Raw genomic sequence first — 23010 nt, 5'->3', positions numbered from 1 at the left:
ACATATTATATCGGAACGGTTTAAGTTCATCTATAGCTACCTTTTGAAAGCCTGCAAATACAACGATCATATTGTTGAAAAATTCATGTGTTCTGCTTCTTATTGGGTTTATTTGTGGTGGTAAAGTGGTCTGACAGTTCTCTTCTCTCTTTCTTTCATACAAAAAAACAATGTGTAATACTGAAATACTCTATTTTGATCGGTGTAAAAAAACTGTACAGACAGGCTTTTTTCGCCAAACCTCGTTAACGGATGCTCTCACTGCACGCCGTATTGCTTCCCGAATAAGTTCATTATTTTTTCGTTTAACGCGTGGAATATTATAAAGAGTATTTTCTATAACATCTAAAAGAATATCCTTCAAATTTTCTCCTTTTCCATTACTTTCAGGTAGCCCGAATGTAGTTAAATAAACATCACCACATAACTCATGCTTGCTATTCATATGGAGAGAAATAGCAATATAACCAGCGTAACTTAATTTTCGACGCTCACGAATCCCCAATTCATCCTCAGCCCCAATAAGGCATCCGTCTTTATAGATGCGACCGACAGGAACTTGATCAGTAACTTCTACAGGCTCTGGAGCAAGACGTAGTATACAACCATTTCTAACATCAGTGACAGTTTTTATACCTGCTTGGCGCGCTAAAGCCGCTTGAGCAGTAAGATGCATTGCCTCACCATGTACAGGGACAAGTATCTGTGGTTTTACCCAATCATACATCTGTAAAAGTTCTGAACGACGAGGATGACCTGAAACATGAACAAGTGCGTCCTCATTCGTAATAACTTTAATTCCTAAATCAATAAAACGATTTTGTATCTCAATAATAGCTTTTTCGTTTCCTGGAATACTTCGGGACGAATAAATAACGGTATCACCAGCAGAAAGTGCAATATTTCTCATTTCATTGCGTGACAGTTTGGCTAAAGCAGCACATGGCTCACCTTGGCTACCCGTCACAATTAAAATAATATCTTTTCGTGGGATGTAACCATAATCATCTTCTGTAACAAATGGCGCTAAATCATTCATATAACCAAGCTCTTGCGCAACCATAATACTCCGCTTAAGAGAGCGCCCAACAACAAGAACCTGACGTCCAACAGATTCGGCTGCAAGACAAATTGAACGTATCCGCCCAACATTAGATGAAAAAGTAGCTATTGCAACTCGACCTTCAGCTTTCGAAATAATTGCAGAGAGACTTTTTTGGACTTGCTGTTCTGATTGTGATATACTATCTTGACACGCATTCGTAGAATCACACAGCAATGCTAAAATACCTTTATTGCCTAAAGCGCGAAAACGTTTTTCATCCGTTACAGCTCCAAGTGAAGGTGTATGATCAATTTTCCAATCACCAGTGTGAATTACGGTACCTAAAGATGTTGTAATTGCCAAAGACACAGATTCTGGAATAGAATGGTTCACGGCTATAGCTTCAACTGCAAAAGAACCAACTTGAAAGCAATCACCAGCTTGAAAAATATTGGGTGAAACTTTATGAGATTCAAAATCTGATTGTCTTTTACTCTCCAATAATCCTGCCGTGAAAGGTGTACAGTAAAGCGGAACTTTAAGTTTTGGCCATAAATCAAGAACAGCACCATAATGATCTTCATGGGCATGTGTTAAAACAAGACCACGTACGTTATGTTTTTCATTCTCTAGAAAACGAATATCAGGTAAAATAAGATCTGCCCCTGGTAATTCAGAACCAGCAAAACTAACTCCCATATCTACAAGTAGCCATTCACGAAGATTTTGTGAACCAAATCCATAAGCAGCCAGATTCATTCCTATTTCACCTACTCCTCCTAAAGGTAAAAAAACAAATTCATTCTTATTGGCTGCAACCATAAACATCTCCTAAATTATTAAGATAATCTAATGGTGAAATAAAGTTCTATAAATTAATAACGACCTGCATTAACAGAAGAAGACAAACCAAAATGAACATCTCCAGCTGTTATAATAGCTTTCTGACCATTTTTTTGTTTTATGATGCAGTTAAAATCATTATCAAGACCATCAAAAACACCCTCAATGAGTTTTTTATTATTAATTGTTTTAACATGCTGTCCAAGATGAGCGGAATATAAAAGCCATTTTTCGCGGATTATATCACACCCTCTTGTTTGTTTCCAAAGAAGGTAATTTTTAGAAAAACACTCTGTCAAAACTGTAAATAACTGTTCTGTTTCAATATGCAAACCAATATTCTTTAAGCTTGAAGTGGGATACGGCGCATCTTCATAATGATATTTTACATTTATTCCAATACCAATAACCAATGCATACTGTTGTGATGACAACTTAAAAATCTCGAGCAAAACTCCAGAGCTTTTAGCACCCCCTAGCAAAATATCATTTGGCCATTTTAAGCTAACAACACTATTCTCTTTCTTTTCATCTTTTATAAACTGCTTTACTGCTTCTACCACGCTTACTCCAGCAACAAAACCAAGCTGAGCAGCAGTCTGATGAACAATATTATCAATTAATAAAAGACTAGAATAAAGGTTTCCTTTCGGACTAGACCACACCCTACCTCTTCTCGCTCTTCCCTTTGATTGTTCATGTGCAACAACCCAGAGATAACCTCGATGACCAGCCTGCGCTTTTCGTTGTGCAACGAGATTTGTCGAATCAACACTTTCGTGCGATTCAACAGCGTATCCTTGTTTTCGTGCAAAATCCGATAAGATATAAACCATATTTATTAAAACAATGCGGCGGCTGCTTTTTCTGCTAACTCAGTGAACCACATTCCAAAAAACGTATAAAATAAAATGAATAATGCAGAAAGGCCGAGGCAAAACTGAAGTTCATTCGATAAAACAACAAAATGCGCTTTTGCATCATCAAACCACATAATTTTAATGACTCGCAAATAATAAAAAGCCCCAACAACAGATGCTATCATCCCAACTACAGCAAGTGGAGTAAGTCCAGCATGAACGGCAGCAGAAAATGTATACCATTTTCCAAAAAAACCAGCCATGGGCGGTATACTTGCCAAAGAGAAAAGCTGTATTGTCATCACAACAGCCATAAACGGATTAGTCTTTATTAACCCTGAAAGATCATAAATATTTTCAACATGTCCACTGCTAGATCGCATTCCAAGAATAAAAGCAAATGAACCAAGCGTCATGCCAAGATAAATAGTCATATAAAGAATAACACTTTTTATCCCAAGCATATCGCCAGCAGCTAAACCGACAAGAGCATATCCCATATGACTGATTGATGAATAAGCCATTAAACGCTTAATATTGCTCTGGCCAATTGCAGCGAATGCGCCAAGTATCATTGATGTAATTGCCATGAACACCAAAATTTGCTGCCATGCAGGCATAGAGGCATCAGAACTACTTAATGGAATAAAAGCCATAACAATAACACGAATAATTAATGCCATTGCTGCAACTTTAGGAGCACCAGCAAAAAACGCTGTAATAGGCGTTGGGGCCCCTTCATAAACATCAGGAGTCCACATATGAAACGGAACCGCAGAAATTTTGAAAGCCAAACCAGCTAAAATAAAAACAATTCCAAAAATAACCCCCAATTGTAAACTTTCACCTTTCAAAACAATAGCAATTTCGCGAAAACCAATTTGACCAGTAAAACCATAAAGCAAAGAAATACCATACAACAACAATCCTGAAGACAATGCCCCTAAAACAAAATATTTTATACCTGCTTCAGAAGATTTTACATTGTCACGATTGATCGCAGCCAGAACATATAAAGCTAAGGATTGTAATTCTAACCCCATATAAAGTGATAGCATATTACCCGCTGAAATCATCAGCATCATGCCAAGGGTTGCTAAAAGAACGAGCACCGGAAATTCAAATATATCGAACTTTTGAGAAGAAGCAAAACCAACAGACATAATAAGAGCAAAAAGTGCACCAATGAGCGTTAAAATTTTCATATAACGACCGAAAGAGTCTATAATGAGCGCATTTGTTTGAAATAAGCCACTTTTCGGAAAAACAATTATAATAACAATGGTTGCAACAAGAAGAGCAATGGCCAAACCAGTCACAGTTAAAGAGGCGCGTGCATTGGAATAAACTCCAATTAAAAGCAACAGAACCCCTCCCAGTGCTATTAAAATCTCTGGAAAAATTAACACTAATTGAGCTATTATTTCAGTTGGCATGAGCATTCTTTTCTTATCTAGTGCAGTCTATTGATGAGGGCTTCTACAGAAAACGCTGTTGTTTTAAGAATAGGCGTTGGATAGATGCCAAAAAATATTGTAAGAACAACCATCGGATAAAGGATGAATTTTTCTCTTGAAGAAAAATCAACAAGTACTTTTAAATTTTCTTTATCCAAGGAACCAAAAATCACACGCCGATAAAGATAAAGTGCATAGGCAGCTGATAAAATAACGCCAGTTGTAGCAAAAATAACAACCAATTTATTCACTTGGAAAACACCTATTAAGGTTAAAAACTCACCTATAAATCCTGAGCTCCCAGGTAAACCGATATTTGCCATAGTAAAAATTAAGAAAACGGTGGCATATTTAGGCATATTGTTCACTAGTCCGCCAAAAGCTGAAATTTCACGTGTATGCAAGCGATCATAGATAACCCCAACACAGAGAAATAAAGCTGCTGAAACAATTCCATGTGATAGCATCTGATAAATAGCACCCTGGATACTCTGTTCATTCGCAGCAAAAATACCCATTGTCACATATCCCATATGTGCTATTGAGGAATAAGCAATGAGTTTTTTTATGTCACTTTGAACAAGTGCAACCAACGATGTATAAATAATAGCTATAAGCGATAACGCAAAAACTACAGGAGCAAAATCAGCCGAGGCGATTGGAAGCATTGGTAAAGAAAAACGAAGGAAACCATAACCACCTAACTTGAGTAAAACACCGGCTAAGATAACAGAACCAGCCGTTGGTGCCTCCACGTGAGCATCAGGTAACCACGTATGAACTGGCCACATCGGCATTTTAACTGCAAAAGAAGCAAAAAAAGCAAGCCATAACCACATTTGCATATGTGCAGGAAACTGATAATTTAGTAAAGTTGGTATATCAAGTGTTCCAGCCTCCCAGTACATAGCCATAAGAGCAATCAACATAAACACCGAACCAAGCAAAGTATATAAGAAAAACTTTATACTTGCGTAAACACGACGCGCTCCACCCCAAACACCTATAATAATAAACATTGGAATGAGACTGCCTTCAAAAAAAACATAAAACAATATTGCATCAAGAGCACAAAAGACTCCAATAACTGCAACTTCAAGAAGAAGAAAAGCAATCATATAAGCTTTTAAGCTATATTTAATATTTTCCCAACTGGCTAAAATACAGAAAGGTAAAAGAAACGCCGAGAGAACAACAAAAAGAATAGAAATACCATCTACCCCCATATGATAGCTAATGCCACCTCCTAACCAATTGTATCTCTCAACCATTTGAAAATGGCTGTCTGTATAATCAAAACCCATCCAAATAATTAAGGAAATAATAAAAACAAACACAGTCGTGAAAAATGCTACATTGCGTATATTATGTCGTGCTGCCTCGCTATTGTCTTTGATAAATAAAATCAGAAGCACACCAATAAGCGGCAAAAATGTAACCGTAGAAAGAATAGGCCAATCAGTCATCAGTTTACGCCCCCGATCATCATCCATGTGACCAACAATGCAATGCCTATAAGCATCGCAAATGCGTAGTGATAAAGATAGCCTGTCTGCATCCGAACAGCTTTATTTGTAATGTCAATAACACGCGCTGCAATACCATTCGGACCAAGACCATCAATAATCTTACCATCTCCCACTTTCCAAAGAAAGAGAGCAATTCCAAAAGCAGAACGAACAAATAAAAAGTGGTATAGTTGATCAAAGTACCACTTTTGGTACAGAAATTTATACATCCCAGGCATGACTCCAGCTACTTTTTTTGGAATAGAAGGAAAAGAAATATAGAATAAATAGGCTAACATAAATCCAAAAACCATCGCTATAAATGGCGACCATTTTACCCAACTGGATACACCGTGGGCATCATGAAGAATGTGATTATAGTTGCTTGTAAATAATGCTCCCTTCCAAAAGACATCATACAAATCACCAAAAAAATAAGGTTTAAAAACAATACCAGCCAACACCGCCCCAATAGATAAAATAAACAGTGGAAGCAACATAACCGGAGGAGATTCATGAACATGATGCATAACATCAACAGTCGCTCGTGGTTTACCGTAAAATGTCATAAACATAAGCCGCCATGAGTAAAAACTTGTTAATAAAGCAGCAAAAACAAGAAGATAGAAAGCATATCCTGAAGCAATATTATGTGATACAAAAGCGGATTCTATAATCGCATCCTTGGAGAAAAAGCCAGCAGTTCCAAAAAGTGTTCCTGGAATTCCAACACCTGTTAATGCAATAGTTCCTATCATCATCATCCAATAAGTTACCTTTATATGCTTGCGTAATCCACCCATTTTTCGCATATCTTGCTCATCAGATACGGCATGAATTACAGAGCCCGCACCAAGAAATAATAAGGCTTTAAAAAAAGCATGCGTAAAAAGATGAAAAACAGCTGCTCCATAAGCTCCAACACCTAATGCAACAAACATATAACCAAGTTGCGAACATGTAGAATAGGCAATAACACGCTTAATATCATTCTGGACCAATCCCACAGTCGCTGCAAAAAACGCAGTTGTTGCTCCAACAATAATAATCACTGTCAAAGCAGTCGAAGAAAGTTCAAAAATTGGTGACATACGCGCAATCATAAATACACCCGCAGTTACCATTGTTGCTGCATGAATAAGCGCGGATACAGGTGTCGGCCCTTCCATTGCATCAGGAAGCCATGTATGCAAAAGAAACTGCGCTGACTTTCCCATTGCACCAATAAATAACAAAAGACATGCAACAGTAATTGCCTTTTGTCCATCAAGCTGCCAACCTAAAAACGTAATATTTTTTATGAAACTGTTGTCTGCAGCTTTTGCAAAAATAGAAGAAAAATCAACTGACCGGAATAAAACAAAAACACTAAAGATTCCTAAGAGAAAACCAAAATCTCCGACACGATTAACCACGAAAGCTTTCATTGCAGCTTTATTAGCAGAATCTCGCTGAAACCAAAAACCAATCAATAAATAAGAAGCAAGCCCAACACCTTCCCACCCAAAAAACATCTGAATCAAGTTGTTGGATGTCACCAACATAAGCATCATAAATGTAAATAAGGAAAGATAAGAAAAAAAACGGGATCTTGAAGGATCATGATGCATATAACCAATTGAATAAATATGCACTAATGCCGAAACAGTATTCACAACAACAAGCATGACAGCTGTTAACGTATCAACATGTAAAGCCCAATTAAAGGTCAAACCACCGACAGCAAGCCAATGTAATATCAATATATCAACCACTGGAGCATGACCAAGCGCAATATTAAAAAAGGCTACCCACGACAATACGGCAACAATTACCATAAAGCTACATGTCACCAATTCATTAGTGCGGTCTCCTATGGTTTTTCCACCTATAGAAGCAATTAAAAAGCCTAAAAGCGGAAGAAAGACAATTGTATAATACATCACTGATCAGCCTTTCATCACATTAACATCTTCAACCGCAATAGAGCCACGATTACGGAAGAAAACTACAAGAATTGCTAGACCAATTGCAGCTTCAGCAGCTGCCACCGTTAAGATAAATAAAGCAAATATCTGACCAACGAGATCATGAAGAAATGCTGAAAATGCAACAAAATTGAGATTGACTGAAAGTAACATAAGCTCGATGGACATAAGAATAATAATCACATTTTTTCTGTTGAGAAAAATTCCAGAAATACCGATTGTAAACATCAAACCAGAAACAATGAGATAATGAGTAATATCGATGTGCATAGCTCCCCCTTAAATGCCTTTTCCTGATTCAACATGTTTGATTTCAATTGCATTTTCCACTGTCCGAGAAACTTGCACTGCAATAGATTGTCGCTTTACACCCGACTTATGACGAAGTGTCAAAACAATCGCACCAATCATTGCAATCAATAAAATTATTCCAGCAATTTGAAAATAGAAAACATAATCTGTATAAATAATATCGCCTAATGCTTGAGTATTTGTTCGCTGTACTAAATCCGGCATTGGTTGCGTAATATGTGTTCTCAGAGCTGAAGAAAAACGACTACTAATAAAAACAACAATCAATTCTATAGCAACAACACCTCCAACAAGAACTCCAATAGGAGCATACCGAAGTGCACCACTTTTTAACTCTGCAAAATCAACATCAAGCATCATAACCACAAATAAAAACAAAACCGCTACAGCACCAACATAAACAACAAGCAGAATGAGCCCTAAAAACTCTGCTCCCGCAAGCAAAAATAAAGCTGCAGCATTAAAAAACGCCAATATTAAAAACAAAACTGAATGCACAGGATTGCGTGCTATAATAACAATAACCGCACTCGCAAGCATAATAAAGGCAAATAAATAGAAAAATGCCGCCGCTAGACCCGTTAGCATAGGCTTCTCCTCAATTAATAAAACTTGGTATAAAACTTTACACCCTATTACAATTTATCGAAAAAAATATTCGACTACTCATTTAATGATACACTTAGCGATAAGGTGCATCCATCAATATATTTCGAGAAATTTCTCGTTCCCAACGATCTCCATTCATTAAAAGCTTTTCTTTATCATAATAAAGTTCTTCACGACTCTCTGTTGCAAACTCAAAATTTGGACCTTCTACAATAGCTTCAACTGGACAAGCTTCTTGACAAAATCCACAGTAAATACACTTAACCATATCTATATCATAACGAACAGTTCTACGTGTACCGTCGTTACGCCGCGGTCCTGCTTCAATTGTAATAGCTTGTGCAGGGCAAATCGCTTCACATAATTTACAGGCAATACACCGCTCTTCACCATTGGGATAACGGCGTAGCGCATGTTCGCCACGGAAACGTTCAGAAACAAAACCCTTCTCATAAGGATAATTAATCGTAGGTTTTGGTGAAAAAAACTGACGCATTGCTAAGAAAAAAGCACTCACAAATTCCAATAGAAGGAGTGACTTTGCTGCCTGAATAAGACCTGACACCGTGAAACCTCCTTTTAAACGAAACCAGTATACTTTAAAAAAGCAGCGGTTATCACAACCATTGCCAATGAAATAGGAAGAAAAACCTTCCAACCAAGCCGCATCAATTGATCATAGCGATAACGTGGAACAAATGCTTTGACCATAGCAAACCAAAAAAATACAAAACAAACTTTTAGAACAAACCAAATAATACCAGGAATCCAATTAAGCCACAAAACATCTAAGGGAGGCAGCCAACCACCTAAAAATAAAATAGTTGTTAATGCGCACATTAAAACAATAGCAACATATTCACCAAGAAAAAAAAGCATATAAGGTGTTGAAGAATATTCAACCATGTGGCCAGCAACAAGTTCAGATTCTGCTTCAACTAAGTCAAAAGGCGGACGATTTGTCTCTGCAAGTGCAGAAATAAAAAATATAATAAACATTGGGAAAAGAATGAGCCAATTCCAATCAAAAAAACTGCCAAAAGGAAGACCAAGCATCGTACCAATCCCATGACTTTGTCTATTGACAATGGTTGTGAGATCCAATGAACCACTTACTAAAATAACGGTTACAAGCACAAACCCAATTGAAACCTCATAAGAAACCATCTGCGCAGCTGAACGAAGAGCCCCTAAAAAAGGATATTTTGAATTTGACGCCCATCCACCCATAATGACACCATAAACTTCAAGTGATGAAATTGCTAAAATATATAGCAAACCAACATTAATTTTTGCAACTTCCCACCCCTCATTGACTGGGATAACAGCCCAAGTTGATAAAGCAAGTGTGGCAGAAATAAAAGGTGCCAAAAGGAAAACACCTTTATTAGCAGCAGCAGGAATAATAGGTTCCTTAACAATAAATTTAATCAAATCTGCAAAAGACTGCAACAACCCCCACGGACCAACAACATTCGGACCACGTCGCAATTGTACAGCCGCCCAAATTTTTCTATCTGCGTAAAGAAGGTAAGCAACTAAAATCAGAAGCACAACCAACAAGAGAAGTGTTTTTCCAACTATAACGAGTAGTGGCAATAACCAGGTTATAAAGAAATCATGCATAACTATTCCTTTTTCCTTTGCCCTTACTCTACAACTTGTGGAGCACGACTCTTTGCGAGAGATGAACATTCAGCCATAACTGCAGAAGCACGTGCTATCGGATTTGTCAAATAAAAGTCTTTAATCATAGAAGTAAATGTTTGTGTCTCTAGAGAAACCACTTGTGAACCAAGCGCTTTAAGATCATCTATACAGGAAGGCGCTATATTATCAATGGAACAAAGATGTGGATAATCATTAAATAAACTCTGTCTTAATTGAGAAAGTGAATTGAAAGGAAGCTTCCGTCCTAAAACATCAGATAAAGCACGCAAAATAGCCCAATCCTCCTTTGCTTCACCTGGAGCAAAACCAGCTCGATTCGTCATTTGAACACGCCCCTCTGTATTTACATAAATTCCTGATTTTTCAGTATAAGCTGATGCCGGCAAAATCACATCAGCAGCATGCGCACCATTATCACCATGACTACCAATATAAACTGTAAAAGCCTTCTTACTGGCTAATTCAACTTCATCAGCACCAAGCAAAAATAAAACTTCACAGACGTTAACAATATTTTCAGCCCCAAACTTAGAAATAAAGCCAATATCCAATCCTCCAACGGTCGAAGCAGCACTGTGAAGAATGCCAAAACCATTCCATTTTTCACTAAGGGCTCCAACACTATTCGCTAATTTTGCAAGATTTCTTAAAACAGACAAACCTTTTTGGCCTGAAACAGCCCCCTCTCCGATAAGAATAAGTGGCTTCTCAGCTTCTTTCAACACATTAAAAAACGCATCCTTTCCATGAATGAGCATACTCAATGCATCAGTACCATTTCCAATATAAGAATAGGGATAACGTAAATCGACCTTCTCTCCAATTAACGCAATAGGAAATTGCCCCATCCTTTGGCGTTTCAAAATACGCGCATTCAAAACAGCAGCCTCATAACGCGGATTAGATCCTACAATGAGCAATGCATCAGCCTGTTCAATACCTGCAATTGTTGGATTAAAAATATAACTCGAACGCCCAAATTCAGGAGATAAAGCCATCCCTCTTTGACGGCAATCGAATACCTTTGAACCCAATGAAATCAGTAATGCTTTAAGCGCATACATCTCCTCAACAGACGCAAGATCCCCAGCAATCGCTCCAATTTTTTCTGGCAAAGTTTTAGAGACAACCGTTTTAATCTTTGCAAAAGCTTCCATCCAACTTGCAGGTTGCAATTTCCCATCTTTGCGCACATACGGCTTATCGAGTCGCTGAGTACGTAATCCATCCCAAATAAAACGCGTCTTATCAGAAATCCATTCCTCATTTACATCTTCATTCGTACGTGGCATAATCCGCATAACTTCACGACCACGACTATCAATACGGATAGCACTGCCAAGCGCATCCATCACATCAATAGATTCTGTTTTAACCAATTCCCATGGACGTGCATGGAATGCATAAGGCTTTGAAGTTAAAGCTCCTACTGGACAAAGGTCAATAACATTTCCCTGCAACTCAGATGTCATTGCTTTTTCAAGATATGTTGTAATTTCAGCATCTTCACCACGACCTATCAAACCAAGTTCAGAAATACCTGCTACTTCGGTCGTAAAACGAACACAACGTGTGCAATGAATGCACCGCGTCATAACAGTTTTGACCAGTGGTCCAAGATATTTATCTTCTACAGCACGCTTATTTTCTGTATAACGAGAACAATCACGCCCATAAAACATGGCCTGATCTTGAAGATCGCACTCCCCTCCTTGATCGCACACAGGGCAATCCAAAGGATGATTGATAAGAAGGAATTCCATAACACCTTCACGTGCCTTTTTAACCATTGCTGTGTTAGTAAAAATTTCCGGTACTTCACCATTGGGGCCTAACCGCAAATCGCGAACTCCCATAGCACAAGAAGCCTGAGGTTTTAGAGGAGCACCTTTAACCTCAACCAAGCACATGCGACAATTTCCAGCAATTGATAAAGATTCATGAAAACAAAAACGCGGCACCTCAGCGCCAGCGGCCTCAGCAGCCTGAAGCAAGGTGTAGTAATCAGGGACTTCAATCTCTTTACCATCAACTTTGATATTTATCATCACTCATCCAGCCTATAGAAAACCTATCTAAACTCGCATTCCGTTATTTTTAACAAAACCTTCTAATCCACTTTCTCAAAAGCAATATTTTTACTTTGGACTCTATTTCGCGTATAATCGTCAATTCTGCGCTCAATTTCTGGACGAAAATTACGTATCAACCCCTGTATAGGCCATGCTGCAGCATCACCAAGTGCACAAATAGTATGTCCTTCCACCTGTTTAGAAACTTCAAACAAAAGATCAATTTCGCGTTTTTGCGCTCTTCCTTCAACCATACGTCCTAAAAGACGCATCATCCAACCAGTACCTTCACGACACGGTGTACACTGACCACAACTTTCATGCTTAAAAAAAGCTGCTATACGCCAAATTGCCTTAATAATATCAGTCGATTTATCCATGACAATTAACCCACCTGTGCCAAAAGAAGACCCGACATCTCGCATCCCATCAAAGTCCATGACTGCATCAATCATATCTTCACCGCGAACAACTGGGCAAGAAGCTCCACCTGGAATAACAGCCAAAAGATTACCCCATCCGCCACGAATCCCTCCCGCATGTTTTTCAATCAATTCACGGAAAGAAACACCGAGAGCTTCTTCAAATGTACAAGGTGCATTAACATGGCCAGAAACCATAAATAGTTTTGTTCCAACATTATTTGCGCGTCCAATCGATGAAAACCAAGAAGCACCCCGACGCAAAATCGTTGGAACAACAGCAATAGACTCTACATTATTTACTGTTGTTGGACAGCCATAAATTCCCATATTCGCAGGAAATGGTGGTTTAAGCCGAGGTTGCCCTTTTTTCCCCTCGAGACTTTCAAGAAGAGCTGTTTCTTCACCACAAATATAGGCACCAGCACCATGGTGAATAATAATATCGCAAGCATGTCCATATTTAGTTTTTTTACCAAGCAGACCCGCATCATAACATTCATCAACTGCAGCCTGAAGAGCTTCACGCTCACGAATATATTCACCACGAACATAAATAAAAGCAACATTTGCTCCCATGGCATAAGTAGCAATGACACATCCTTCAATCAAAGTGTGGGGATCATGCCGTAAAATATCGCGATCCTTACATGTTCCAGGTTCTGATTCGTCTGCATTAACAACCAAGTAATGGGGCCGCCCATCACTTTGTTTTGGCATAAAAGACCACTTCATCCCAGTAGGAAAACCAGCACCACCACGACCACGTAAACCTGATGCTTTTACCTCATCAATAATCCAATCACGACCTTTTTCGATAATTGCCTTAGTGCCATCCCAATGCCCACGCAGCATCGCAGACTTTAATGACTTATCTTTCAAACCATAAATATTGGTGAAAATGCGATCCTTATCCGTCAGCATATCCCACTCTTTTCTCCTACCCGTAGCATTCTTAGTATTTCCTCAAACGCAATTCTTAAATACTTTTTAAAACTCTTTATTTTTAATCAGAGGCGCCACGATGGACAAAGTAATAAACATTCTCTCAAAAAATATTTATTACGCTCCCATTTCCTTACGACCCTTCTTCTTTGAAGAGTTGAGTAATTTCTTTTTTTCATTATCATCCATGAGAGAAGTTAACCCACTAATCGGTTCTGATGATTGACGACTACTTTGCGGACCCACTGCTATTTCAGAACCCCTACCAGCTTCAAATGCATCAATAATTTCTTCAAGACGCTCAGCTGTAAGATCTTCATAAGTGTCTTTAAAAATCATAACCATTGGAGCATTCACACAAGCACCAAGGCATTCCACTTCTTCCCATGATAATGTCCCATTCTTATTGGGAACAAAAGGTTCATGATGGATCTTTTTTTGACAAACTTTAATCAGTTCATCAGAACCACGCAACATACAAGGGGTCGTGCCACAAACCTGAATATGCGCTTTTGTTCCAACGGGTTTGAGTTGAAACTGAGTATAAAAAGTTGCAATTTCTAAAACACGAATGTAAGCCATAGAAAGAATCTGAGCAACGTGCTCAATTGCAGCACGCGTCACCCAACCATCCTGTTCTTGAGCACGCATCAATAATGGAATTACAGCGGACTGTTCACGCCCCACAGGATATTTTTCTATAGTATTTTGCACCCATATCTGATTTTCCTTTGTAAAAGAAAATTCTTTTGGCTGGCAGACATTATCTGCAAGACGGCGTACAGACATCAGCGATCAACCTCCCCAAAAACAATATCAATCGAGCCCAAAATTGCTGTAGCATCCGCTAACATATGACCTCGAGTTAAAAAATCCATGGCCTGAAGATGAGCAAAGCCAGGAGCACGTAACTTAACGCGATAAGGCTTATTACTCCCATCAGAAATAAGATAAACTCCAAACTCACCTTTTGGAGCTTCCACAGCAACATATACCTCACCAGGCGGAGTATGAAAACCCTCCGTATAAAGTTTAAAATGATGAATAAGCGCTTCCATTGAACTTTTCATTTCACTGCGTTTTGGTGGAACAATTTTGCGATCTAAACTCGAAACTGGCCCACTTTTTTCAGTGCTAAGCAAGCGATCAACGCATTGACGCATAATCTTTGCCGACTGACGCATTTCCTCCATACGAATAAGGTAGCGATCATAGCAGTCACTATTCTTACCCACAGGAATATCAAACTCCATTTCATCGTAACATTCATAGGGTTGACTTTTACGTAAATCCCAAGGCACCCCAGCTCCACGGATCATAACTCCAGAGAAACCACGCGCCCAAGCTTCATCAATACTCACCACGCCAATATTCACATTACGCTGCTTAAAAATTCGATTTGGCGTCACAAGTGCATCAAGTTTACCAAGAGCAACAAGAAACGAATCAATAAAATTGCCTATATCCTCTATTAAAGATTCAGGCAAATCTTGATGCACACCACCAGGGCGAAAATAATTTGCATGAAGACGTGCCCCACACGCACGTTCATAAAAAATCATTAATCGCTCACGTTGCTCAAACCCCCAAAGCGGAGGAGTTAAAGCACCAACATCCATTGCTTGCGTAGTTACATTAAGTAAATGATTAAGAATACGCCCAATTTCAGAAAACAAAACGCGTATCAACTGCCCTCGCTTTGGAACTTCAACACCCAACATTTTTTCAATAGCGAGTACAAAAGCATGCTCTTGGTTCATAGGAGCAACATAATCCAAACGATCCAGATAAGGGCCCGCTTGAAGATAAGTTTTTGTTTCCATTAACTTTTCTGTACCGCGGTGCAACAACCCAATATGTGGATCTACACGCTCAACAACTTCACCATCCAACTCCAGAACCATGCGCAAAACCCCATGCGCAGCTGGATGCTGCGGACCAAAATTGATATTAAAGTTTCGAACATTGACCTCAGCCACAACTAACCCCTTGTTTTTTAATAAACTTCATATAAAACACTAATATAATTATCTATCACACTGAAAATAATCAACTATTTAAGAAGCTTATCATTCCAACGCTACACCTTAATCAGCTCAAATATCATTTTTTATCTTCTACTTCTTTATCACAAGGTAAAACATATTGAGCCCCTTCCCAAGGAGAAAGAAAATCAAAATTGCGCATTTCCTGTCGTAAAACAACAGGCTCATAAACAACCCTCTTCACTTCATTATCATAACGGCACTCAACAAATCCCGTCACAGGAAAATCTTTGCGCAAAGGATGTCCTTCGAATCCATAATCGGTTAAGATCCGCCTTAAATCTGGATGACCCGAAAATAAAATCCCATACATGTCATACGCCTCACGCTCATACCACTCTGCTCCAGGATAAATCGCACAAGCAGAAGCAACGGGAGTATTTTCATCAGTATGCACCTTAACACGTAATCGCAAATTATGGCGAGGAGATAACAAGTGATAAGAGACATCAAAACGTTTGTCGCGAGAAGGATAGTCAACACCACTAATATCCGTAATATTAATAAACAGGCAACGAGAATCATCACGAACAAACATCAAAACATCCGTAATCGCATCAAGATGTGATACAATGGTCAATTCATCAAAGGCAAGAACAGTCTCTTCAAGCTTATCCCCTAATCTATTTTTTAAATAGGCAGCAAGCTCGACCAAAGATTCACTCATAACAACAAAGCTCCCTATCGTTCTATTGATCCGGTACGACGGATTTTTTTCTGCAACAACAATATGCCGTATAGCAATGCTTCCGCTGTAGGAGGACATCCTGGAACATATATATCCACAGGCACAATGCGATCACACCCACGCACCACAGAGTAAGAGTAATGGTAATATCCACCGCCATTTGCACATGACCCCATAGAAATCACATAACGCGGTTCAGGCATCTGATCATAGACTTTTCTTAAAGCAGGTGCCATTTTATTTGTTAAAGTACCAGCGACTACCATCACATCTGACTGACGGGGAGACGCGCGTGGCGCATACCCAAAACGCTCATTATCATAATGAGGCATAGAGCACTGCATCATTTCAACAGCACAACAAGCCAAACCGAAACTCATCCACATTAAAGAACCGGTACGTGCCCAAGTGATCAAAGCATCTGCTGAAGTAACCAAAAAACCCTTGTCCGACAATTCAGAGTTAATATTATTAAAAAAACCATCGTCAGAACCTATCAACTTACCTGTATTTGGGTCAATAATTCCTTTTGCTCTTGGGGCAACAACCGTTGAATTGCTAGATATTAGTCCCATTCAAGAGCTCCTTTTTTCCATTCATATACGAAACCGACAGTCAAAAGTGCTAAAAATACAAGCATTGACCAAAAACCGAACATACCTATAGAGCCGAATGAAACTGCCCAAGGAAAAAGAAAAGCAACTTCAAGATCAAAAATAATAAATAAAATCGAAACCAAATAAAAACGAATATCAAACTTCATACGCGCATCATCAAAGGAATTAAATCCACATTCATAAGCTGATAATTTTTCAGGGTCTGGGGCACGATAAGCTACGATGTAAGGCATAACCAAAAGAGCCCCAGCAATAACCGCCGAAATAATGATAAAAATCAAAACCGGTAAATAAGAACCCAATAAATGAGTCATAATCCTCTTCCATCTTAATGAAATGACCTGAATTAACGCAATCACTCTAACATTGTTAAATCAAACAGATAAATAATAATAACCGCTCTATTAATTTTTCTCGCACTGATTCAAGGGAATGTCAAATGATGCTTTTAATATTGGCATAGGTAACGCAGAGCAAAGAAAGACGCAAGCCCTATTCTCATAAACCACGCAAAGAGGAAGAAAATCTACATTCTGAAAAATATCCTAAAGCCAATGCCCCATACTCTACAAATAAGATATTTGCGCTCAAAAAATAGAAGTCCCATGAAAAAATCACGAAATGGCGCGAGTGACGGGGCTCGAACCCGCGACCTCCGGCGTGACAGGCCAGCACTCTAACCAACTGAGCTACACCCGCGCACTTCTTTCGAACCAATTCATTATTGGCATAATCGGTCGTGTAAGGGGTTCATTCGTTTATGTCAAGCGGGCTTATGCATTTTTTAAAAAAAATCATCAAAGACTATCTTTATTCTTGCGTTTAGAAAAATTTTTCCTTAAGGAGTGGGTATTCAATTGCTAATCATTGCATTGGGCGATTAGCTCAGCTGGTAGAGCGCCTCGTTTACACCGAGGATGTCGGGAGTTCGAGTCTCTCATCGCCCACCATTCGCTTTTTTATTGCGCATAGCTTATTGATTTTATTTGTTTTTTAAAAAGTGAGGGATAAGCAGATAAAAGTAAGGGAATAGGATTTTCAAATGTGCCTCTATAAAGCACATCTTTTCTCGCCAAGTTTTTCTATTAACGCCTTAAATTTTTTTAGGTCATGTTGCGAAAAACGATTATAGTTTCTAACGAACATACCGGCAACTTCACGACTCAATGAATCAGATAGAGTTCAATGATTTTTTCCACCATACGAGCTGGTGCAGACTTTTTTCCAATTTCCACAGAAGATAAAAATGCTGAAGATACGCCTAATTTTTGAGCCATGTCGAAAAGACGTTCGGAGCGATCAATGCGAAGCTTACGTAAAATTTTACCAAATGATGTGAGCATCTAAACACCTTTTCTTTTATCTCATAAAAACTATAATAAGAATTTCTTAATAAGAAATACTACATTTTATGTATATTTTCATTTTTTTTACTAAATTAGTATAATATATTATAAATATAATTTCTATTATTATAATTCTATATGATTTATTACTATAAATCATATAGAATTATTGTATTTTTAATTTTTTGAAAACCACTGCTTTAGATGCATAAAAATATTGTCTAGTGCATCCATGAGGCGTGCAAATTCAAGAATGAATAAAAAGATAATGAACACGATCCATTTCATAAAACGAGACATCACTTTCAAACTTTGGTAGGTAGTGAATCATTTCTTTAGACATTATTTGACCAAAATGTAAATCAATTATATCCAGCATTGATTACTAGCTGGAGGTTAATACTATGAAACCGCGTGATTTTAAGGTTGTCGCCTCTTCTTCACAAACGCAAGAAAGCGATGTTGCAAACGAGCCACCGGAAGGTGCCCGCGCAAATTTAGAAAAAGACACTTCTTCAGAAGAAGATAGAGAATTCAGTCCTGAAAAGCTAAAAGATATTATTGCAAATTTAGAGAAAGATATTGCCAGTGGTGGTTGGATATATACTAGTTACGCACGTATAGACCTCAAAATGATGCCTACCTTGGTAGGGCAAGCAAACAAGAAATATCCGGGCATAAATCTTCAGTTAACAAATGGCTCTGATCATCTTACTTTCCTCATGAAAAAAGCAATCGATTATAAAGTTCAATCTTCTAGATTTATAATTCACTCAGAAGATGTGGGAGCTCATTTTGCGGTCATTGACCATAGAGCTCTTGGCAACAAAAATTCCTTCATATTCTTTGAACCGACAAAATTCGATAGCGAAGTACAAGAAACGCTAAGAATGGAAACGTTAATGGCTGTTAAATCTCGCGGATTGCCTAATTGCCATTTTTCCATGGTGGAGATGGATATTCAGCGAAGCATGTCTGAGTGTGGAATATTTAGTTTAGCTCTTGCTAAAAAACTTTATACTGAATCTGATCGATTAAAAAAAATGCACGAGGATAATGTTAAAGGCGTATTATGCGAACCAGGTATACCTCTACCTTGTGATAAATTAGATAAGTATCTTCCTGTTACTCTTTACAAACATACGCAAGGAAGGATACGTCTCGAAAAATATGTAGAATCAAATCCAAGCGCTATAAGTGAAAAAGTTAACAAAAAAGATGAAACTATCATTGAAAGGTACGACAAAAATTTAGTGACAACCGAAGAAAATAAGACTGTCTCTGTTTCGTCACATAGAAAGAGAATTCGTGAATATAAATCTGTTCTCACTTTGTGAGGCAATTTTAGTTATTTAAATAAATACTTTATCATTACTATCATGTTTGCTTTTAGTAATATGAAATGCAAAATTATTGCATAATATGAATGTTATATATTTTATAATAAAAATAAAAAGATTTTTTGATCTTTATTTTTAATTTTTTAAAAACCACTGCTTTAAGTGCGTAAAGATATTGTCTATCGCTTCTATGAGACGCGAAAATTCAAGAATAAATAAAAAGACAATCAATGCGATCCATTTCATAAAACGAGACATCATTTTCACACTTTGGTAGATAACAATCATTTCTTGAAGCATTTCTTTTTCTGCATTGGTTAGCTCTGTCACTTTTTCAGTTTTTCTTCTGGCCATACTTCCACCCACACAAACGTTCACCTTGCTGGTTATGCTTTAAAATGTCTCTTGCTAAAGTTGAGCTAATTGCCGTAACATCTTGCTTACTCAAGTAAATGGGCATCCAACCAACACAAGAGACATGTTCATTTGTCACGCACCCAGTGAGAAAGCTCAATACGCACATCAGTATCACTTTTCTTGTTAATCTCATTTTCCACCTCAAGTCGTATTGTTGCTGCTTCTAAAGCTTTCTTTGTTTGCTTTTGCTGCTCAGAGTTTTTTCCAAAGTAAAAAGCTTTTGCTATGGACATAAAAAAAGCAGCCAAAGCTGCCATAATGAACATGAAGTTTTTCCTCATCCACCACCTCATAAGCATTGCTCACCAAAGCGTTTGGCTACAAACATAACACCGATACAGGCTGCTACAATCATAATGGCTGCCAATGCCCATTGAACTGGACCATTGCCCGCTAACAAGCCTCCAAATCCTGAAAAAGAACTAATGATTGGTGCAAGAATTTCTGCTTTGAAAGAACCTGTTGGCTCTTTTATTTCTACCGCCTGATAATTTGAACAAACATAAGAGCCTTTTGCCCATAACCCTGCTTCTGCTGCACGGCGGTTTACAAGCCCTTGCAAACGCTTTCCTCCTGCTTGCGTCCATCTCTGTAATTCAAATGGCACTGCTTCATAATCCCCTTTATTAAGCTTTCTGAGCAATGTCGAATTGCAAAACGCTTTTATTCCTACATTATAGCAAAAGGATACTAACGCTGCGAATTGCTCATCGGTTAAAGAGACAGCGACTGCTTGCTCAACAGCCTTCTCAAATTGTTTTAAGTCCTGAAATAAAATCTCTTCTGCTGTTCTTTCAATGATGTTCATGTTTTTATGAACAAAAGGCTTTCCAGCGTTACTTGTATGACCATAACCTATTGTCCATATACCGGTAGCATCTTGATAAGATTGTAATCGCAATCCTTCCCATTGTTTAATGAGAGCAAACCCTTCTTTGGATATTTTTCGCATCTTTTTCCCTCCATAAAAAAAGCCCCGCAAAACGCGGAGCTGATTGAAATAATAAAAATAAACTTATTGCATATTTAAAAACAGAATAGAAAAGTAGTTTTTAAAAGGTTTAAATTAGTGTTGAGATAGAATTAGCTAAAGTACGTTTGACTTTTTCATTGGAACAAAAGAAGATATTTGACATTGCAACATTTGTATCTTATAAGTTACAAATGTTTACAGTGTATACAACAAAATATTTTACAAAATGGCTGGATTCTTTGAAAAATGAAATTGTACAAGCGCATATCGTTAAAAGAATTGCAAGAATAGAAACAGGGTTTCTTGGTGATGTAAAATTTTTCCGTGGGATTGGTGAGTTAAAAATAAATCACGGACCAGGGTATAGAATCTATTTCATAAAACAAGATAAACAAATCATTTTACTATTAAATGCAGGTGATAAGTCTACACAACAAAAAGATATAGAAAAAGCTCTTCAACTAGTAAAGGAAATGAAACATGGAAATCACTAAATTTGATACAAGTGAATATTTCAAAACACCTAAGACACAAGAAATTCTTTTACAAGATGCTCTTGAAAGCAAAGACAGTAAGTATCTAGCACATGCTCTTGGTATAATAGCGAAAAATCAAGGAATGAGCAAAGTTGCTCAAAATACAGGGTTATCAAGAGAGGCTCTTTACCGTTCTTTAAGTGATAAAGGTGACCCACGGCTTTCTACTTTTCTTAGTGTTTTGAGTGCTTTAAATTTACAAATTAGTCTAACACCTACCAAAAACAATTGTTAAAAACAGACAGGTTTAGAAGAAGCATCTTAATCACCCTCCCACCTTGAAGATGGGAAGATGTGAATTGAATTATAAGATTAAGCCACTTTCTTAAGTGGGTTTTCTAAACTTGGATCATAAGCTCTTAGCAAAGAATCGATACCACGAGGAAACTCTGAATCTCCAAAGTCTGTAAGAACCGCTAAAAGCTTAAGGATATGCGCATCTTTCTTGATCTTTGAAACCAAAGCTTTTTCTACTACACTCATGGTATTAACCAAAGCATTGCATTCTTCTTCTCCAACACCATCACGATTGCAAAGCTTAAATAAAACCATCCACAAATCACACAAAGAGTCGATATCAGTATTCATTGTACACCCCCATGGATTTCTTCTCTCAAGTATGCCAAGCCTTTTGCTGTAACACGCGCCTGAACAGAAACTTTCTCGCTGCCATCATCTCTTCTAAACACATTCGTTGCGCAATCCATAAGCCCCTGTTGTATCTTATCCTGATAGGGTACAAATTCAGATGTACCCACGCGCTTATATATCCAACGTTTTTGCTTCATGTAGCCAAATAGATCTTTCGGACGTATTTCAAGCATCTTAGCGGTGTCTGTGATGCACATAGTGCCCTCAGCACGAGTTAAGTGGTCATAAGCTATAACCTTATGGGCTTGTTGTTCAATTAATGCTTCTTTATTTTGCAACTCCTCCTGCATATGGGTGATAACGCCAAGTATCGTGCGTGGATCCGAATAATCAATCTGTGGTGCTGATACTTGCTTCTCCAATTCTTGCCACCGGTCAACTATCTTGGCTCGTAGTGTAGTGCTGTAACCAGATACAAGGATTAAACATTCACGCTTGGGAAGGTGGTAGCAGGGACGATTTTCTCCTTTTGCATCAATATAAGTGCCGCTAAAATCAACCAGCCCAAATTTGGTCTCGTTGCCATTAGAATATAATTCTTCAAGCATTTGTTTAATGTCACGCATGACATGTTTATGTTGCTTGCCGCATAATTCTGCAATCTCACGGCTAGACATAGTCTGAACCGCTGCACCATTAATAGTGCTTTCCGTGATTTTTATAAGAGCGTTCATGATGAACTCCTA

24 protein-coding genes, 2 tRNA genes and 1 pseudogene are annotated in these 23010 nt (G+C 38.1%); 4 read left to right on the top strand and 23 right to left on the bottom strand.

Annotated features, from left to right (window positions below; genetic code table 11):
* Positions 1-190: 190 nt before the first annotated feature.
* The 17 genes from V3564_RS02955 to V3564_RS02875 form a co-directional block, all read right to left on the bottom strand.
* Entirely contained in the window at positions 191-1867 is a 1677-nt protein-coding gene (locus V3564_RS02955; RefSeq protein ID WP_455481324.1) for a ribonuclease J, read from the bottom strand.
* A gap of 53 nt (positions 1868-1920) precedes the next feature.
* Complete coding sequence (locus V3564_RS02950) at positions 1921-2730, bottom strand: biotin--[acetyl-CoA-carboxylase] ligase (RefSeq protein WP_455481446.1); 810 nt, start codon at positions 2728-2730, stop codon at positions 1921-1923.
* Positions 2730-4184, bottom strand: a complete 1455-nt coding sequence (gene nuoN / locus V3564_RS02945) for an NADH-quinone oxidoreductase subunit NuoN (RefSeq protein WP_455481323.1) — start codon at positions 4182-4184, stop codon at positions 2730-2732. The genes V3564_RS02950 and nuoN overlap by 1 nt, the downstream gene beginning before the upstream one ends.
* Before the next feature lie 17 nt (positions 4185-4201).
* Complete coding sequence (locus tag V3564_RS02940; RefSeq protein ID WP_455481445.1) at positions 4202-5671, bottom strand: NADH-quinone oxidoreductase subunit M; 1470 nt, start codon at positions 5669-5671, stop codon at positions 4202-4204.
* The gene (gene nuoL / locus V3564_RS02935) at positions 5671-7635 is read right to left on the bottom strand and encodes an NADH-quinone oxidoreductase subunit L (RefSeq protein ID WP_455481444.1); all 1965 of its coding nucleotides are present in this window, start codon (positions 7633-7635) and stop codon (positions 5671-5673) included. The genes V3564_RS02940 and nuoL overlap by 1 nt, the downstream gene beginning before the upstream one ends.
* A gap of 6 nt (positions 7636-7641) precedes the next feature.
* Positions 7642-7950 (bottom strand): NADH-quinone oxidoreductase subunit NuoK, encoded by a 309-nt coding sequence (gene nuoK / locus V3564_RS02930; protein ID WP_455481322.1) that lies wholly within the window; start codon positions 7948-7950, stop codon positions 7642-7644.
* A gap of 9 nt (positions 7951-7959) precedes the next feature.
* Positions 7960-8580 (bottom strand): NADH-quinone oxidoreductase subunit J, encoded by a 621-nt coding sequence (locus tag V3564_RS02925; protein ID WP_455481321.1) that lies wholly within the window; start codon positions 8578-8580, stop codon positions 7960-7962.
* A gap of 94 nt (positions 8581-8674) precedes the next feature.
* Positions 8675-9166, bottom strand: a complete 492-nt coding sequence (gene nuoI / locus V3564_RS02920; RefSeq protein WP_455481320.1) for an NADH-quinone oxidoreductase subunit NuoI — start codon at positions 9164-9166, stop codon at positions 8675-8677.
* Positions 9167-9180: 14 nt separating this feature from the next.
* Positions 9181-10227, bottom strand: a complete 1047-nt coding sequence (gene nuoH / locus V3564_RS02915) for an NADH-quinone oxidoreductase subunit NuoH (RefSeq protein ID WP_455481319.1) — start codon at positions 10225-10227, stop codon at positions 9181-9183.
* A gap of 23 nt (positions 10228-10250) precedes the next feature.
* On the bottom strand, positions 10251-12320 hold the full coding sequence (gene nuoG / locus V3564_RS02910; protein WP_455481318.1) for an NADH-quinone oxidoreductase subunit NuoG: 2070 nt from the start codon (positions 12318-12320) through the stop codon (positions 10251-10253).
* 62 nt (positions 12321-12382) lie between these two features.
* A complete protein-coding gene (nuoF, locus tag V3564_RS02905; RefSeq protein WP_455481317.1) occupies positions 12383-13690 on the bottom strand; it encodes an NADH-quinone oxidoreductase subunit NuoF in 1308 nt (435 codons plus the stop codon).
* Positions 13691-13828: 138 nt separating this feature from the next.
* A complete protein-coding gene (gene nuoE / locus V3564_RS02900; protein WP_455481316.1) occupies positions 13829-14500 on the bottom strand; it encodes an NADH-quinone oxidoreductase subunit NuoE in 672 nt (223 codons plus the stop codon).
* Positions 14500-15690 carry an NADH-quinone oxidoreductase subunit D gene (locus tag V3564_RS02895; protein WP_455481315.1) on the bottom strand — a complete coding sequence of 397 codons (1191 nt, stop codon included), beginning with the start codon at positions 15688-15690 and terminating at the stop codon, positions 14500-14502. The genes nuoE and V3564_RS02895 overlap by 1 nt, the downstream gene beginning before the upstream one ends.
* 124 nt (positions 15691-15814) lie before the next feature.
* The gene (locus V3564_RS02890) at positions 15815-16423 is read right to left on the bottom strand and encodes an NADH-quinone oxidoreductase subunit C (RefSeq protein ID WP_455481314.1); all 609 of its coding nucleotides are present in this window, start codon (positions 16421-16423) and stop codon (positions 15815-15817) included.
* A gap of 14 nt (positions 16424-16437) precedes the next feature.
* Entirely contained in the window at positions 16438-17019 is a 582-nt protein-coding gene (locus V3564_RS02885) for a NuoB/complex I 20 kDa subunit family protein (RefSeq protein ID WP_455481313.1), read from the bottom strand.
* Complete coding sequence (locus V3564_RS02880; RefSeq protein ID WP_455481312.1) at positions 17010-17375, bottom strand: NADH-quinone oxidoreductase subunit A; 366 nt, start codon at positions 17373-17375, stop codon at positions 17010-17012. Before V3564_RS02880 ends, V3564_RS02885 begins: the two co-directional genes overlap by 10 nt.
* A 308-nt stretch (positions 17376-17683) precedes the next feature.
* Positions 17684-17760: transfer RNA gene (locus V3564_RS02875), tRNA-Asp, on the bottom strand.
* Between the two features lie 175 nt (positions 17761-17935).
* Between V3564_RS02875 and V3564_RS02870 the strand changes: the two genes are divergently transcribed.
* Positions 17936-18011, top strand: a tRNA-Val gene (locus tag V3564_RS02870).
* Between the two features lie 100 nt (positions 18012-18111).
* Here V3564_RS02870 and V3564_RS02865 read toward each other — a convergent pair.
* Positions 18112-18404, bottom strand: a pseudogene (locus V3564_RS02865) (helix-turn-helix domain-containing protein).
* A gap of 407 nt (positions 18405-18811) precedes the next feature.
* On the opposite strand from V3564_RS02865, the gene V3564_RS02860 reads away from it, so the two are divergent.
* Positions 18812-19744: a YopJ/AvrA family T3SS effector serine/threonine acetyltransferase gene (locus tag V3564_RS02860; RefSeq protein ID WP_455481311.1), complete on the top strand. Its 933-nt coding sequence runs from the start codon at positions 18812-18814 to the stop codon at positions 19742-19744.
* 138 nt (positions 19745-19882) lie between these two features.
* On the opposite strand, the gene V3564_RS02855 is transcribed toward V3564_RS02860, so the two are convergent.
* The 3 genes from V3564_RS02855 to V3564_RS02845 all read right to left on the bottom strand — a co-directional run bounded on the left by V3564_RS02855 (position 19883) and on the right by V3564_RS02845 (position 21116).
* Positions 19883-20101, bottom strand: a complete 219-nt coding sequence (locus V3564_RS02855; protein WP_455481310.1) for a hypothetical protein — start codon at positions 20099-20101, stop codon at positions 19883-19885.
* A 128-nt stretch (positions 20102-20229) separates the two neighbouring features.
* Positions 20230-20457, bottom strand: a complete 228-nt coding sequence (locus V3564_RS02850; protein WP_455481443.1) for a hypothetical protein — start codon at positions 20455-20457, stop codon at positions 20230-20232.
* Entirely contained in the window at positions 20454-21116 is a 663-nt protein-coding gene (locus tag V3564_RS02845) for a lysozyme (protein WP_455481309.1), read from the bottom strand. The genes V3564_RS02850 and V3564_RS02845 overlap by 4 nt, the downstream gene beginning before the upstream one ends.
* 212 nt (positions 21117-21328) lie before the next feature.
* Here V3564_RS02845 and V3564_RS02840 point away from each other — a divergent pair, with 212 nt between their 5' ends.
* Together V3564_RS02840 and V3564_RS02835 are read left to right on the top strand one after the other, a co-directional pair.
* Entirely contained in the window at positions 21329-21631 is a 303-nt protein-coding gene (locus V3564_RS02840) for a type II toxin-antitoxin system RelE/ParE family toxin (RefSeq protein ID WP_455481442.1), read from the top strand.
* Entirely contained in the window at positions 21618-21908 is a 291-nt protein-coding gene (locus V3564_RS02835; protein ID WP_455481308.1) for an addiction module antidote protein, read from the top strand. The genes V3564_RS02840 and V3564_RS02835 overlap by 14 nt, the downstream gene beginning before the upstream one ends.
* 77 nt (positions 21909-21985) lie before the next feature.
* Here the strand turns inward: V3564_RS02835 and V3564_RS02830 are convergent, their stop codons facing one another.
* Positions 21986-22261: a hypothetical protein gene (locus V3564_RS02830; protein ID WP_455481307.1), complete on the bottom strand. Its 276-nt coding sequence runs from the start codon at positions 22259-22261 to the stop codon at positions 21986-21988.
* Positions 22258-22998, bottom strand: coding sequence for a phage antirepressor KilAC domain-containing protein (locus V3564_RS02825; protein ID WP_455481306.1), 741 nt, complete (start codon positions 22996-22998; stop codon positions 22258-22260). The genes V3564_RS02830 and V3564_RS02825 overlap by 4 nt, the downstream gene beginning before the upstream one ends.
* Positions 22999-23010 lie beyond the last annotated feature (12 nt).

It is taken from the genome of Bartonella sp. B12(2025), from assembly GCF_053795135.1.
This window is presented reverse-complemented; position numbering and strand designations above follow the sequence as displayed.